Source organism: Tunturiibacter gelidiferens (genome assembly GCF_014201335.1).
GTDB classification, from domain to species: Bacteria; Acidobacteriota; Terriglobia; order Terriglobales; family Acidobacteriaceae; genus Edaphobacter; species Edaphobacter lichenicola_E.
The window spans coordinates 102,800-115,842 of record NZ_JACHEB010000005.1 but is presented as its reverse complement, the minus strand read 5'-3'; the positions used below and the strand labels follow the sequence as shown (position 1 = coordinate 115,842).

At 53.4% G+C, this 13,043-nt stretch carries 8 protein-coding genes; 4 read left to right on the top strand and 4 right to left on the bottom strand.

Features of this window, described 5'->3' with window-relative positions; genetic code table 11:
- Window positions 1–3 precede the first annotated feature (3 nt).
- Window positions 4–2,967: a hypothetical protein gene (locus HDF14_RS11785; protein ID WP_183976825.1), complete on the bottom strand. Its 2,964-nt coding sequence runs from the start codon at window positions 2,965–2,967 to the stop codon at window positions 4–6.
- 674 nt (window positions 2,968–3,641) lie between these two features.
- Window positions 3,642–6,224 (bottom strand): beta-glucosidase, encoded by a 2,583-nt coding sequence (locus HDF14_RS11780; RefSeq protein ID WP_183976823.1) that lies wholly within the window; start codon window positions 6,222–6,224, stop codon window positions 3,642–3,644.
- Window positions 6,225–6,500: 276 nt separating this feature from the next.
- Between HDF14_RS11780 and HDF14_RS11775 the strand changes: the two genes are divergently transcribed.
- From HDF14_RS11775 to HDF14_RS11765, 3 genes are all read left to right on the top strand, one after another.
- Window positions 6,501–7,328 carry an ATP-binding cassette domain-containing protein gene (locus tag HDF14_RS11775; protein WP_313899550.1) on the top strand — a complete coding sequence of 276 codons (828 nt, stop codon included), beginning with the start codon at window positions 6,501–6,503 and terminating at the stop codon, window positions 7,326–7,328.
- A gap of 74 nt (window positions 7,329–7,402) precedes the next feature.
- The gene (locus HDF14_RS11770; protein ID WP_183976819.1) at window positions 7,403–8,194 is read left to right on the top strand and encodes a sulfite exporter TauE/SafE family protein; all 792 of its coding nucleotides are present in this window, start codon (window positions 7,403–7,405) and stop codon (window positions 8,192–8,194) included.
- Window positions 8,195–8,252: 58 nt separating this feature from the next.
- Entirely contained in the window at window positions 8,253–8,702 is a 450-nt protein-coding gene (locus HDF14_RS11765) for a DUF971 domain-containing protein (RefSeq protein WP_183976817.1), read from the top strand.
- A 156-nt stretch (window positions 8,703–8,858) separates the two neighbouring features.
- Here the strand turns inward: HDF14_RS11765 and HDF14_RS11760 are convergent, their stop codons facing one another.
- Together HDF14_RS11760 and HDF14_RS11755 are read right to left on the bottom strand one after the other, a co-directional pair.
- The gene (locus HDF14_RS11760) at window positions 8,859–9,434 is read right to left on the bottom strand and encodes a TIGR00730 family Rossman fold protein (protein ID WP_183976815.1); all 576 of its coding nucleotides are present in this window, start codon (window positions 9,432–9,434) and stop codon (window positions 8,859–8,861) included.
- A 133-nt stretch (window positions 9,435–9,567) separates the two neighbouring features.
- Complete coding sequence (locus HDF14_RS11755; protein ID WP_183976813.1) at window positions 9,568–9,912, bottom strand: hypothetical protein; 345 nt, start codon at window positions 9,910–9,912, stop codon at window positions 9,568–9,570.
- A 298-nt stretch (window positions 9,913–10,210) separates the two neighbouring features.
- Here HDF14_RS11755 and HDF14_RS11750 point away from each other — a divergent pair, with 298 nt between their 5' ends.
- A complete protein-coding gene (locus tag HDF14_RS11750; protein ID WP_183977436.1) occupies window positions 10,211–13,003 on the top strand; it encodes an ATP-dependent helicase in 2,793 nt (930 codons plus the stop codon).
- Window positions 13,004–13,043: the final 40 nt, after the last annotated feature.

Genomic DNA, 13,043 nt, shown 5'->3' with positions numbered 1-13,043 from the left:
CTCCTAACGTGTGTTCGCATCGTTTCCAGACGGCACTGACATAGTCGAAGTGACTTTGACCCCGGGTAACCCCGCAGTTTTGCCCTGTCGAAATTCCTCTCCAGTTTCTTGAATAGCACGAAGAATTGCCGGCCAATCGTCAGGCTCTGTCGCGAAGATCTTTGTGACTGCCCGACGACTAAGCTCGGGAACAAGGCTGTTCAGAGCTACAGGGGAATAACCCATCTCATCGGCAAGGCGAGCCCAATATAAATTGCTGGACTCCCAAGACTCACCGAACAGGCGGCTTGAATAAGATCCAAAGAAAGGAAACGGCTTTACATTCAGCAGTTGGCAGGCGTTCGTTCTGGCCAACGTCGGATGAGGTACACCGAAGTCTTTCGAGAGACGCCCCCAATTTACTTCATCCGGATAACTCCGTTGGAGTTCCCGGAGTTGTTGACTTGCGGGCCCCCACGAGACATTTTCGTCCGGAAATCTATTGCCGTACTCGGCCGCGAGATAAGACGTCTCGGACGGGGTCATTCGCGGGAGCATCGCAGCCAGATCTTCAGGACGTAGGAGGGATTGTTGAACTCGTCCCAGCCGTTGCGAGGTCAACCGATCAGACAAGATTGCGGTCACTTTTTCCCTGAGTTGTGGGTTCCCCACAGACGCTGTTAACAACTCTTCTCCAGATCTCTGATAAAGAGTGACCGCATGAAGTTCTACGGGAGTGACGGTCCACCAACGCGGAAGCGTGGCGCCTACCAAAAGCTCTGGCACTAAGTCCTTCCAGATTAGAGCTTGAACGTTTTCTGGAGAAAGAAAGTCCTGCTCTGTTGTTGCGAGTGCGTAAGAGAGATCTACCAGCGATCCGACTAGATAGGCTCCGCCGCCAGCGGGCGCTCCGATGCCCAACAACATAGGGGCGCTCCAGAGGCGGTTCGGACTCTGGATTGAAAGGCCAAGAAAGTCATGCGATCGAACAAAGAGCGGATTATGGTGAAGCATTTGCGCGCCGGGAGGTTCATAGTAGGCATAGTTCAAACCGACCAGCGTGTCCCGCAGAAATGGAGTGAGCTGGCCACGAGCTGTTTCAAGCTGTGCGGGCGAAGCATGCTCCTTGATGACTTTCGTCAAATCTGTTCGTACCTGCAGTTCCGCGTGATGAGCAGTGTAGTTTGGAGGTGCCCAACTGATTTTCTCGCTATTAGTAAAGATAGGGCGCGGCAGGTCGAATTCGTGGAGCTCGGCTGCAAGTGGAAGCAGGGCGTCACCATTGCCTTTCCCATCAGCAACTTGTTTGAGGCCATCACTAAGGGAAAATAGCGTGTCAAGGGAAACCAGACGCTGGTCTTCCAAAACCGAGTTGATCCTCGCGGCTAAGGCGGCGTGTTCGCGTTGACCGTCCGGGGTTGCCTGATGCGGGCCTGCAAGTAGCTCAACGAGCTGTTCTTGGGAGAAGTCCGCCTTCGCCCCGGCGGCCTGCAGAAGTTCCTGAAGGGATTTTCGCGTGTCATCGAACAGTTGGGTGGAGGAAGAGATCGTAGCGAACGGTTCGATTACTTTTTGCCACGACGTATTCAGTTCGCTCTCTGGAATTTGTCCTTGGCGGGCTAAGATCTGCCAAAGTCCAACGTTCGCCTGAAAAGCTCCGAGGGCATTACCGCGCAGAGTTTGGTTGGAAATCTTGTCGATCACGTCCGCTGCATTCACGAAGAGGCCGATGCCTGCATCGTTCAAAGCTGGAAACTCGGCGAAAACCAGATACCAGCTGTTGAGCTTTGAAAACCGATCGGCGAGCTGTCTCACTGTTTCGGGCGAAAGACGATTGTCTGGCCGTCGTCCGCGGTCTAATTCACTCATCGTGAGATAAATTTGGAGCGGTCCGCTATCGCTGTCCATCGAGGAAAGGGCGGTCATCGTTTCAAGCAACTGTTCCGGACGATCCCAGCTCCGGGCACGTTTGACCCAATTGTGAACAATTTTAGAGTCGGACTTTTGGAGGAGAATCTCCTTCCATACCTCTAGGTTTCCCGGCACGTGAGGTTCACCGTTGGACTCCCATTGAACGCGGTTGAATAGCACAAGAAGACCGGGCGCCCTGGGAAAGACTCCCTTGACGGCATTAGTGCCAGAAGCTGCTTTCCAAAAGACGTTGTAAAGCTCTTTCAGTCGTGGAGGTTCCGTAAGATGCATTTGCTGAGTCTGACTAACTCGCGACAAGGCATCGAAGTAGGCGGCGAGCCAGCCGTTATCCCTCACAAGCAAGTTAGTGACGAAATCACCAGGCGACTCTGGACTAGCGCCAACTAGTTCCTTCCAACCAGCTTGTGCACCTGCTCCACCGGGGACTGTGACCTGTCCAGAGCGAATAGATATCTGGCTCCCATAAAAGTCCAAAACGCTGGCAGAGGGAAGCAGTTTCCTAAGTCCTGGCGAGTCTTTTAATGCGCTGCTTGTCTGTTCGTCCGTTTTAGCTAGTGCCCAATAGAGCCGGGCTACGGAAGGATCACCCAACAGCGCATCTACGAGACTTCCCGACCTAGCCCTAGAGTTTTGGCTGAGCCCAACCCAATCGCCTTCATGGAACAGGGCTGGAACCCGAGATGCCGGATACGGGTACGTGAAGGGAATCCCCTTCTGGAGATCTTCCTCGAGCTCGACCAGAGGAAAGCCTGAATCGATCGTAAGAAAGGCTCTCTCCGGGTTTGCGGTCTCTAACGTGAAGTTTTTCTGGCCACACCCCTCTCGCAGTCGGTAACCGAGAATTTGAACCAGAGTACCCGCGTCGTCACAGCCGGCTACTCGAATCGTGCTGCTTGAGCCGGCCAGAACTTGAAGTTCTCTCGCCTGGGCCACGTAGCGATCAACCAATATCAGGAATTCGGTTGGAGTATTTTGCTGATAGCCACGAAGGTAGACGTTTCGAGCTAACAAGGGCAGCACATCATCTTTGGAGACCTTTTGACTGACGCCGGCCATTCGGAGAAAAGATCGGAGAGGACCGGGGATGATTACACTATCCTTTTGGATCGCCGTGGAGTTTGTCGCGAGAGGCTGGGAGTTCGCCGAGGCAGGCAATAAAGCGCCCTTGGCCACATTGCAAGGGAGGATCATGTAACAAATACAAAGATATAGCCCGGCCGCTAGAGGAACGTGTGACAGACAGAACGGAGACTTCATCACTGGACACCTTCTAAGAACCGTGAAGATCTATGGCGCCGATCACTGCGAATGCAAAGCCCAGTCAAGTAAAGGAACTGACATGAGTTGATAGCTGAGAACCGGGAATCTACCACGAACCGCGCATGATTCGCAAATACGCGAGTTGGCGGCACTTGTCTTCTCCGGATCGGAGCAGTCACCCTATCCGGTTGTGCCTCAACACCTTTGATCGCGAAGATTTATGGCTTGCGGTGTTTGGAGGGTACTCTACAACTCCCCGCAGACATTTGCCAGAGTGGAACACATAAATTTCCAAAAAATCTGGTCCGAGTCGCCGCTCCGCTAAGTCTGTTGGCCGGCTAGGGTTGTGTTCTCTCGCAAGGCATTGGGCACTGCTTCATTAGTTACCTGCAACCGCTCGCCACGGTGACGAACGGTTGCAGACAGTCTTGACCATCCTTAGACACGCTTATAGTCGGCCTTTTACCCGACTACTCGCTAACAGAGACTGTCAGAGGTTTTGCGATTTGGATCGTCATCTTCTGTTGGGTGTCTTGCGACGAGTCGCCTAACGTGAGATCGTATGCTCCCGCATCTGCCCGCCAGCTTGAAGTTTTGACGTCGAAGTAACTGAAGCTGCGAGGTTCAAGACTAAACGAGACATGTTTGGTCTCCCCTGGTTGCAGAACGACCCGTTCAAATCCCCTTAGTTCTTTTACAGGACGGTCGACGGTGGGCGAGACTTGTCCAACGTAAAGCTGGGCCACGGTTGCTCCTGAACGATTTCCTGTGTTTGTGACATCGCACGTTACAGTAATGTGGCCATCGATCAGCGGCGTGGTCTTTAGTTTGCTGAACGAGAAGGTCGTATAGGAGAGGCCGAATCCAAAAGGATATTGGAGCTCTACGTGGTTATGCTCGTAACCGCGATAACCCACGAAGATTCCCTCTCGGTAGACGATCTTATTTGTGCCGGGGTCCGGATAGTAGCTCGAGTAACTCGGATTATCCGTAATCCTCTTTTCCCAGCTAATGGGCAGGTGGCCGGACGGATTGTCTTGCCCAAAGAGAAGTCGGGCCGCTGCGGTGCCACCCTCTTCCCCGGCGTACCAAGTCTCGAAGATTCCCTGAACCTTATCTTTCCAGTTCGAAACATCGACGCTGCCGCCAGAGGTGATGAAGACGATTGTCTTCTTCCCGACGGCTGCGATTTGTTGGATAAGCTGCTCCTGGCCGACGGGAAGCTCGAAGGTGCGATCTCCTCCTTCAGATTCGGACGATGCGTTGAAACCAACCGCAAGGATGACCGTGTCCGCGTGAGAGGCCATCTCGAGGGCATCCTTCTCTACGACCGTGCTAAGAGGAGCGATGCCGACGCGCATGCCGGAGACGGATCCGATCTGCTGAGAAAGCTGTTCCAGAACCACTTTGTGTGGAGCGGGGGGCAAGTCCAAAGTGGTCTGGTTGAGGATGTACTTTGGGACTACGGAGCTATCGAAGACGACTACATCATCGACCAGGAGTCGATATTTCCCGTCGGTCTGGACAAAGATAGCAAACTTGTCGGCATCGGTAGGTGTGTAATACCCGGTCCAGCGGCTGCTTGTGGTGTTTCGTACGTAAGGGGAGGCGCTCCTGTGCGAAGTGAGGGCGTTCAGCTCCTGCTCTTCGGGCTCTCGGCGCGTGGAACCGGCGGTGAGCATCGCCGTTTCCGTAACCGTGCCCGTAACTTCTCCTTCAAGATTCGCCTTTGCGAAGGTGATGTGCGTGACCCCTGGAGTTGTGCCCTGCGCATCGGTCGTAAAGCGCGTCAGACGAGACATCTGGTTAACGCTACGGAGACCACGAGCGTACAGAACTTTGGTTTGGAGCCCGACGTAGTTACTGACGCCGACCAAGAGATTCGTATTTGCAAAACTGACGACCTCGCCGCTGCCGCCTCCGGTAGTGATGGTCTGGTTTGCTGTCGGTCCAATGACTGCGATCGTCTTGAGAGTATTTTTGTCGAGAGGAAGAGCGTTGTCGTTCTTAAGCAGGACAGCACCTTCAAGCGCACCCTGCAACGACGCTGCGCGGCCGTCGAGATTGTAGCGCGGTATGTTGGTGTCCAGTTGTGGTCTATCGAGCCAGCCAAAGTCGATCGCAACGCGTAGAATTCGACGCACCTTCTCATCGATCTCGGCCTCGGTAATGGCGCCGTCTTTCAGTAGCGGGAGCAATTTATCTTTGGAGTAGTAGACGCCAAAGGGCATCTCGAGATCGAGACCACCTTTGACGTCCGCCGCACTATCGTAGGTTGAGACCCAGTCCGACATGATGACGCCGGGAAAGTGCCATTGATCTTTCGCAACGTCGATGTTAAGACGCCGGTTCTGCGTCATGTGTTCACCATTTGTGATGTTGTAGGAGTCCATGATAGCGCCGACCTTTGCGGTCTTAACGGCAGCCTCAAAGACGGGCATGTAAATCTCCCGTAAGGTCCGTTCGTCGATGACTGAGTCTGAATCGTGGCGTAGATACTCGGAGTTGTTGCCTAGATAGTGTTTGACGGTTGCTGAAACACCCTCCTGCTGCACGCCCTGGATATAACCGACGGCAATTGCGCTGGCGAGGAAAGGATCTTCGCCAAAGTATTCGAAGTTGCGGCCGTTCATCGGAGCCCGATAGATGTTTACGCCCGGGCCCAGGAGAAATGCCGCGCCACGAGAGCGTGAATCGCGGCCGAGTTGCTGGCCGATGCTCACGGCAAGCGTCCTGTCCCACGAAGCTGCGAGACCGATGCCTGCGGCATAAGCAATCGTTGGTGCTGGAATATGCGCGCCCACAGGACCGTCCGCCATTTGGAAGTAGGGAATGCCTAACCGCGGCACAGCATGAGTTCGGAAGGGGGTGTCGCCGCCGATTAGATCGATCTTTTCATCGAGCGTCATCTTCGCAAGAAGATCGTTCACGCGTTTGTCCACAGCTTGGGGGTTGTTGCCAACGAACTGTGCGAGGCCAGGGATACTCGTCAGAAGTAGCGCGCCGACCACGATGGCGCGGTATGTCAGAGCAGGACATTTTCGCATGAACATTTAGAAGAACTCCGGTCTAAGTGATAGTTACCCGCAGAATCTTAAGAATTCCTACAGGAAGGGAAACATCTGATATTTCCTCCTGAGAAGTATATCGATAGGTGCTTCGGTCGAAATTCGCTGCGCACTATCCAAAGAACCAATCTGAGTTCACCTTTGCCGTATTGATCTTCGCGCGCCCTTAAAGTCGCCTTAGAAACTAAGTCTTCTGCTCAAATTTAGCTTTAGCCCGAGTTGAATCTAAGACAGGTCGCAGGTCTTCTTAGATTCCGGCACATGAGTATTTGTGAACCAATCGGGGCCGAATGCTACCATCCGGCTATGTCCACGAATGAAGCGGTCGCATTGGTCGAGGCTCGGGGCTTGGTGAAGGAGTATGGGAGGGGACACCGAGTAGTGGACGACGTTTCGTTTGTGATCAGGCAGGGAGAGACTTTGGGATTGGTTGGTGAATCCGGTTCAGGAAAGAGCACTGTCGCACGCCTTTTGTTACGGCTGGTAGAACCTACTGCTGGTGAGGTGTGGTATAGAGAGCAGGATTTACTGTCCGCGACTTCACGCGAGACGCGAGGAATGCGGCGACGCATGCAGATTGTATTTCAGGACCCCTACGCGGCGTTGAATCCACGGATGCGGGTGAAGCAGATTCTCGCCGAGCCATTTGAGATTCATAGGGAGAAACCACTTGAAGGTCTGGCTTCGCGCTTGAAAGAGATGTTGTGGACGGTTGGTTTGGACGAGTCGGCGCTTGAACGGTTTCCCCATGAATTCAGTGGCGGGCAGCGACAGAGAATTAATATTGCGCGTGCGTTGGCGCTCAGACCCGAGTTTGTGGTGTTGGATGAGCCGGTGAGTGCGCTGGATGTAAGCGTGGGAGCTCAAGTTGTGAATTTGCTGCGGGACTTACAAAGAGAATATGGACTGACCTATTTATTCATCTCGCATTCCATGCCCCTGGTGCGATATTTATGCGACAGGGTGGCGGTAATGCAGCGCGGGCGCCTGGTGGAGTTGGGGGTGTGCGAACAGGTTTGCGATACGCCGCGACACGAATATACGCGTCGGCTGATTGCGGCGACTCCGGAGATGCCAACAGCAGTGTGAAACCACCGTGAAACCTAAGAGATGTCTGACTACAACTCAGACGGTCGACCCGGACTCGATACAATGGAAGATGGATGATCTCGAGTCTTGGTTCACATTGGAATTACGTTTGGCTCGTCACGGCGTCTTTTATCGCTGGTGTGATGAATGCGATGGCGGGAGGCGGATCGTTTGTATCCTTTCCGGCTATGCTGGCAATCGGAGTGGCCCCTATTCAGGCAAATGCGACAAATACGGTCGCGCTATGGCCCGGACAACTAACCTCGGTCGCCGCATTACGCGAAGATCTAAAACGGGATCTTTTGCCGGTTGTATGTGCGGCTTCGGTTCTCGGCGGTGTAAGCGGCGCTGTTGTACTGCTCCATACTAGGCAAATAACGTTTCTACATATGGTGCCGTGGCTTCTGCTGGTCGCTTCCCTGTTGTTTGGAATCAGCGGTCCGGTGTCGCAATGGCTGCGGAAACGATCAACTGAGCCTCATGTCAAGAGAGCACCTGCTCTGGCGCCGTTGTTTTTTGTTCTACTGCCAGTGTGCTTTTACATCGGCTACTTTGGTGCTGGAGCTGGCTTTTTGATTATGAGCGCGCTGGCGTTGTTTGGAGTAGAGGAGATGAACGCACTGAACTCGCTCAAGGTGCTTGCCGCGTGTTTGTCTAACTTCTGCGCCGTGGTCACGTTTTTATTCAGCGGCGCAATAATCTGGCGTTACTGCCTAATCTCAATGATATTCGCCGGCGTTGGCGGATATGTTGGGGCACAATATGCCCGGCGAATGAATCCGAATGTGCTACGTACCATCGTTGTGATTACCGGATGCGTGATGGCTGCTTATTTCTTCTGGAGAGTTGGCCGATGGACGGCGTAAGGGTGAAGGTATCTGAAGACGTAGTGACGATATGGGAACCGCAGAGGGAGAACGCGCTATGAGTCATGAGGGAATTCGTATTGTCAGCGCGGAGCGGGCGCGCCGGGAAGACGCGGAGCACGAAGAGATGCCTACAAGCTCGGTAAGTCCAAAAAAGGTACGGGTGAAGAAGACCGACGGGACTGGCGTCGAGATCGAGTGGCATGACGGGCACAAGAGCGTGTGGAACTTCGTGTGGTTGCGGAATGCGTGTCCATGCGCTACATGCCACGAGGACCGTGAGAAGACGGGCAGGCTGCCGGGGGAGGCGAGGGCAAAAGATCAGACTTTACTGAAAATGTATGAGGCTCCAGCGAGACCGTTGGAGGTGACGCCGGTAGGTAAGTATGCGCTACGGTTCAAGTGGAACGATGGACACGAAAGTGGAATTTACTCCTGGGAGTATCTCCGGCGGGTGTGTCGTTGCGATATCTGCATGACGAAGCAAAAATTGGAAGACGGTGCATGAGATTTCCAACGCAGATAGAGCAGTTGCGGATCCTGCGTAATGGATGCGTGCTATTCAACCAAATCGGATCGCATTGCGAGGCTGGGCTCGTCCTATGGACCGGAATTGTGGCTAGTTTGAAATGCGAATGCGCATCATCGTTAGCGTCATACTATATCAATTGTGCGATTCTGCCGTAGAAGCTCTTCGGTCGTCCAACTTTAGCATCACAAGCGCCTCATCAACTGTATCTGCGACAAGAAGGAGCTCGCGGTTCTTCGGCTTGAGCATCCCTTCTTCTACGCAGTGGTCAAGGAAGGTGAGAAGCTTGTCGTAGAAACCATGTGTATTCAGTAAGAGAATGGGCTTCGTGTGGAGCTTGAGGGTGTGCCAAGCGAGGACTTCGAAGAGTTCCTCGAATGTGCCGAAGCCTCCCGGCAACGCGATGAACGCGTCGGCTTTTTCTCCGATGAGCGCCTTTCGCGTGTGCATGGTGCTCGTGACGTGAAGTTCGGTGATGCCATGATGTGCCACTTCGAGATCTACCAGAACCTCAGGAATGACGCCTATCACTCTGCCGTCAGCGATTAAGGCCGCCTCGGCAACGGCCTGCATTAGACCGACATTGGCGCCTCCATAGATGACGCCGATATTGCGGATGGCGAGTGCGTGACCCAGATTCTCGGCGGCGGTTCGATAGACAGTATGAAGACCATTGGAGGACGCACAGAAGACTGCGACGTTGCGAATCATACGATGAGGATATCAAGGGGTGTAGCGCTGTAGATCCCTATGACGGACGTGAACGACGTTAATTGGGAGCCGTCGGCCGACCGGGATCTTGCGTGAACGCGGTCGGCCTTCAAGGGCAATGGTCTAAGACTTCTTAGCGGATTGCGATTGTAGCGCCGCTATGGTCCTTAATTACTTCTTCAATAAGCGATCCTACCGCATGGTTTGGAGTAGCACTGTTGGCGACGATGCGTGTTCCTACTGGAACCTCGAGGTTAACTAGCTTGCCGGGCTCAAGCGTCATAGGCTTATCGCCGACCAGGATCTGCAAAGAAGAAGCGGTGTCGTTGCGAAGGTTCAGTTTAACGTTATTGGTCTTCGTCTTGCCAAACATCGCATGAACAGGAGATGAGATGCTTGCAGGAGCAGCGTATATGGCCGGAACTGCAAGGAGAGAGGTAGCGACGACTGCGACGGTCAAGAGGTTGTGACGTTTCATACTACGCTCCGTTACTTCAAGATTTCGACTGAAGTTCTCTGCCATGGATCAGGGAGCCCGTCGTGAATTGAGTTACGCAAGTTGGACGAAGCTAGTTCCCCAAAAAATCATTTTGATCTGCGAATTAATGTTGCAGTCTTAATCAAAATTTGGCGCTGTCCATGAGTGGACAAGCTGTTCGCAAATGAACAATAAAAGCAGGGGTTTTGGCCATTTTCTAGAACGCGCGGAGAGCCTGTCTCGGAAGAGCTTAAAATAGATATTGGAGTGTATGAAGTTGAGTCGACTTTTAGAAAATATGAATCCTCAGCAACAGGAGGGAATCCGGTCCGTGGATGGACCTGTGCTTTTGTTGGCGGGCGCCGGATCTGGCAAGACCCGCGTCATTACGCATCGCATCGCTTATCTCATTCAGGAGCGCGGTGTGCCCGCTGATGCCATTCTCGCTGTGACTTTCACGAATAAGGCCGCCAAAGAGATGGCTGAGCGAGTGGACAAGATCTTGGGCCACGGCAGCCTCACGAAACCGATGCTGGCTACGTTTCACAGCTTCTGTGTGCGTGTATTACGACGGGACATAGAAGCGCTGCGCGTGGGAGCGGTTGGTCTGACCAAAACCTTTGCGATCTACGATGAGACCGATCAGCAGGCAGTCGTAAAGCAAGCATTGAAGCGTCTGGCGATTGATGACAAGTCCCTAAAGCCGAGAGTGGCGCTTGGGCGAATTTCGTGGGCAAAGAATCACATGATCGACCCGCAGGAGTATTTCCTTGCGAGCACCAATCCCATGGAAGAGAAGATCGCTCACATCTTTGAGATTTATAAGAAGGAATTATTTAAAGCGAATGCGCTGGACTTTGACGATCTACTCCTGGAAACCGTCCGGCTCCTGAAGTCGTCTGGAGAGACGAGAGAAAGGTATAACCGCCGCTACAAATACCTTTTGATCGATGAGTATCAGGACACGAACCGACCACAATATGAGCTGATGAAGCTACTGGCTGGTCCTGACGCAAACGTCTGTGTGGTGGGCGATGAGGACCAGTCAATCTACAGCTGGCGTGGCGCAGACATAAAAAACATCTTGGAGTTTGAGAAGGATTTTCCTGAGACAAAGACGATACGACTTGAACAGAACTATCGTTCAACGCAGGTAATTTTGGAAGGCGCGGGCGCAGTTGTGGCGCAGAATACGCAGCGCAAAGGTAAAAATCTCTTCACCACGCGAGAGGGTGGCAGTCTGATTGGCTACTACGAAGCTCCTGATGGTGAGAATGAAGCGCTGTTTATTGCCGATCGAGTCCAGCGATATCTGAGGGAAGCCGGCGGACAGGTCGATTTGCCAAGATGTGCGGTCTTATATCGAACGAACTCTCAGTCGCGCCTCGTTGAAGAGGCATTGCGACGTTACCAGATTCAGTACCACATGGTGGGAGGATTCAGCTTTTATGACCGCGCCGAGGTGAAGGACATTCTGAGCTACATGAAGCTGGTGCAGAATGTGCACGACTCAGTCGCGCTGGCGCGAGTTGTGAACTCTCCGCCTCGCGGAATTGGCAAAACGACCATGGAGACGTTAGAGAGAATGGCCCTATCGAGCGGGATGAGCACTTGGGACGCGATAGGGCACACCATTGAAGATAAGCTGCTACCTGCGCGCGCGTTGCAGTCCTTGAGTGGATTCAGACGTCTGATTGAGGATGCACGGGCAATGTTGGGGCCCGATTTTGCGGAGAAGCTAGCTTCGGATCTCGCGCCGGCCAATGACGCTTCCCTGCTCTCGGAGACAGTTGAAGACGCCGAAGCAGATGTTTCTTTTGGTTTTGGAGAAGAGAATTCCGGATTTGAACCCGAGGACACGAGAGCGAATAGTTTCGATACTAGCTTCAACTTCGGGTTCGACTTTGGCCCTAGCGAAGAGATTTCCACGATTGCAGCCGAAAACTCTTCAGACTCGAACGCTGCCCACGGAATCGACTCAGCGAGTTTTAATCCATTCGCGCCCGTAGTCCTCAAACGATCCGCAAGTACGACAGTGGAGAGGGCCGCAGAGATCAAAATGGCGGACGAAAAGCCAGCGTTTCGTAAACCGGGTGATGCAGCGACCCTACCAGAACTCATCAAGTTCCTGAACGACCGAAGTGGATACATTCGAGCGCTCGAAGAAGAAGCTACCCCAGAGTCCTTTTCGCGAATCGAGAATTTGAAGGAACTCGCAAACGCAGCGCAGGATGCACAGGAGCGCGGCGAGACGCTACATGAGTTTTTGGATCACGCAGCGTTGGTGAGTGATGCAGATAGCTACAGTGAAGAGGCGAGAGTAACGCTAATGACTTTGCACGCGGCCAAAGGTTTGGAGTTTCCGCTGGTTTTTTTGACCGGTATGGAAGAGGGGCTTTTCCCGCACTCCCGGACTCTGACGGATCCAACTGGGCTCGAGGAAGAACGTCGGCTTTGCTATGTCGGAATGACGAGGGCGATGGATACGCTGATCATGACCCGAGCTAGATATAGACGACGATATGGAAGCGATATGCCGGAAGCGAGCATCGCTTCACGATTTCTGGAAGAGATTCCGAGCAAACTTGTGGAGGATTTGGGAAGTCCGCCCGCGCGACCACAGTTTTCCGGATCGGATTATGGTTCAGCTTACGGTGGCGCGTATGCGACTCCCTACCCCAAGGCGAACAAGTTCGGCCGTCCTAACGGCGAAGAGAACGAGCGGCATTACAGCTATGAAGATGAGGACCAAAGCGGTGAGCGAGCCCGGACGCAGGCTTCTGGGCTTCCTGGAGTGAACAACCGGGCGAGATACAGCGATAGAACCGCGGCCCCAGGGCAGTCGATGGACAACATTGCCAGCTTCTTCGCCGCACGCGGAAAGAAGATCTCGCGTCCGAAGTTAGAGGTTCAGGAACAGACTGGAAAGACTGGATTGAAGCAGGGTTCGCGGGTCAGGCATCCCAAATACGGCGAAGGAATTGTGTTTCGTCGCGAAGGCGATGGGGATGACGCGAAGATTACAGTACAATTTCAACAGCACGGCGTAAAGAAGCTGGTGGAGAAGTTTGCCCAGCTGGAGCGCCTCTAAAGTTTCGAAAATCGCAGTTAGAGAAAGATTGGCAAAGATA